This window comes from Enterococcus villorum (assembly GCF_007990225.1).
In the GTDB taxonomy this organism is placed as follows: Bacteria; Bacillota; Bacilli; order Lactobacillales; family Enterococcaceae; genus Enterococcus_B; species Enterococcus_B villorum.
This window is the reverse complement of the sequence record NZ_BJWF01000096.1, coordinates 1-820: the sequence shown is the minus strand read 5'-3', so window position 1 is coordinate 820 and position 820 is coordinate 1. Positions and strand designations below refer to the sequence as shown.

Annotated in this window: 1 protein-coding gene and 1 pseudogene; one reads left to right on the top strand and one right to left on the bottom strand. The window is 31.7% G+C overall.

The features are described from left to right. A pseudogene (locus tag EVI01_RS13465) lies at positions 1–280 on the top strand (hypothetical protein); the annotation flags it as partial. Positions 281–375: 95 nt separating this feature from the next. Here EVI01_RS13465 and EVI01_RS13810 read toward each other — a convergent pair. Beyond that, positions 376–820 (bottom strand): RNase A-like domain-containing protein (locus EVI01_RS13810; protein WP_010750262.1); only part of this gene is annotated, 445 nt, incomplete at its 5' end.

The following is an 820-nucleotide window of genomic DNA, read 5'->3' as shown; positions in this document are numbered from 1 at the left end:
TGGGACTAAAATTGCTCCAGAGAATTTTTTTGTAGAAGATGGAGAATACGAACTAGCTTTTCGTAGTTATTTACAAGTTCATCGAACGAAAGAAGGTTTTCAGCGAGTTAATCAGCTCCTTTTCCCACAGAAAGAAGAATTAATTATCTACCAATGGAACAATGATTTTACCAGTTATTATAATGAAGTACGTAACGAGGAAGGTGCTTATTTATGGACGATCTATGATCAAAAAAAGAAGCTGTTTACGGTGATGGATATTATTCTCTTTATCCCTTAAATATGAAAATAGAAAGCAAGTTCATTTTTTTAGAACTTGCTTTCTATTTTTTATAAAGATGAAAAATTTGTGAGGCTAACTCTTTTTAGTAAATATCAAAATGCCTCAGAGATAAAAGGATCGATTTCATTCGCATGTCTTTTAAGATTTGGGAATGCAGTAACAATATAGTATTTTCGATTTTTTCTAATTTTATTGTTGGTTTTTTGAATGATCACTTTAGCATAACGTATCGAGTTATACTGTTTAAAATCGTCGTCATTTAATTTTTTAACTCCCCAGCCTAAGTTTACAAAGTTCTCAGAATCATATTCGATACGATTCTTTTGAGAATCAAACGAGCAATCACCTAAAGACAACTTGATCTTGCCATCTAAATAATTTTGATTTGCTGTAAAGATACCAGCATTAATGGCAATTAAGGCTTGAACAATGTTGTCGAAAGTAGCAGAATATTTTAGAAATGTCTCTTCCTTAAATCGCATTTTTAATTCATATTCCGTTTTCCCAACATGCCGTGCAATGGTATGTCCTTTACCA